This window comes from Actinoplanes cyaneus (assembly GCF_016862095.1).
Lineage (GTDB): Bacteria > Actinomycetota > Actinomycetes > Mycobacteriales > Micromonosporaceae > Actinoplanes > Actinoplanes cyaneus.
In genome coordinates this window covers 1-1,355 of sequence record NZ_BOMH01000158.1, presented here as the reverse complement: position 1 = coordinate 1,355, position 1,355 = coordinate 1, and the positions used below count along the sequence as shown (strand labels likewise).

At 67.6% G+C, this 1,355-nt stretch carries 1 protein-coding gene; it reads left to right on the top strand.

Annotation, left to right across the window (positions count from 1 at the left end; genetic code table 11):
• Positions 1–142: 142 nt before the first annotated feature.
• Entirely contained in the window at positions 143–1,351 is a 1,209-nt protein-coding gene (locus Acy02nite_RS46130) for an ISAs1 family transposase (protein WP_239175918.1), read from the top strand.
• Positions 1,352–1,355 lie beyond the last annotated feature (4 nt).

Here is a 1,355-nt window from a genome sequence, read left to right as displayed (position 1 = left end):
CCATTGCGTAGTCCGATGGTAAGGCTCTGAACTGGGTTTTCGTGGCGTGAGTGGCCTCTGTGGAGGCGAAGGTGGCGGGTGAGATCACGTCGGTGATGATGAAGTTCTCTACGCTACAAAACCCCGAGGACTTCACCCGCCGATGGCATCATCTCTCATCACCGCACTGACCGTCACGACACCCCACCCCCTCGGCGTACCGGCTCCGGTCACCGACGGTGAACAGAACGGGCTGCTGGACACGTTGGCGAAGGTTCCCGACCCGCGTGACCCGCGCGGGATCCGATACCCGCTGTCCGCGGTCCTGGCGGTCGCCGTGTGCGCGGTCATGGGCGGTGCGTCCTCGTTCGCCGCGATCACCGACTGGATTCATGACCTGGATGAACACGGCCGGTCCCGGCTCGGCTTCGGCGACACGGTGCCGGTGGCCACGACGATGTGGCGGCTACTGACCCGCCTCGATCCGACCCTGCTGACCACCGTTCTCGCCGGCTGGTTACACACCCGGACCCGCCCACCGAACCTGCCGCGCCGGTATCGCCGGGTGATCGCGGTGGACGGCAAAACCCTTCGCGGCGCCCGCCTGGACGGCGGCCGCCAGGTGCACCTGCTGTCCGCCCTGGACACCACCACCGGGATCGTGATCGCCCAGGTCACCGTCGATACGAAGTCGAACGAGATCACGTCGTTCGTGCCGCTGCTGGACGCCGTCGAGAAGGTCCTCGGCTCGCTTGCCGGGGTGCTGTTCGTCGCCGACGCCCTGCACACCCAGACCGGGCACGCAACCGAGGTCACCGCCCGCCGGGCGCACCTGCTCGTGCAGGTCAAAGGCAACCAGCCGACCCTGTTCAAGCAGCTCAAACAGCTACCCTGGGCACAGATCCCGGTCGGTGACCGGACCCGCGACCGCGGTCACGGCCGCCAGGAGACCCGCACCCTCAAAGCCGTCACCGTCGCCACACCCGGCGGCATCGGCTTCCCGCACGCCCAACAGGCCATCCGGATCACCCGCACCCGCATCGTCGCTGGCAGGACCAGTCGCGAGACCGCTTACCTGACCGTGTCACTACCCGCCGGCCAGGCCCTGCCTCGCGACCTGCAGACCTGGATCCGCCGGCACTGGCACATCGAAAACCGCCTTCACCACGTCCGCGACGTGACGTTCCGTGAAGACCTGCACCAAGCCCGGACCGGCACCGGACCCGCCGTCATCGCCACACTGCGTAACACCGCAATCGGATGGCACCGAGCCACCGGCGCAACCAACATCGCCCGCGCCACCCGGCAAGCCAACCGCCGATCACACGCCCTGATCACCGCCGTGACCAGCAGCTATCCGACTACGCAATGACCCT

Excerpts from the sequence above, each read along its gene's own strand:
- Acy02nite_RS46130 (WP_239175918.1), top strand. The coding sequence starts at position 143 with ATGGCATCATCTCTCATCACCGCACTGACCGTCACGACACCCCACCCC.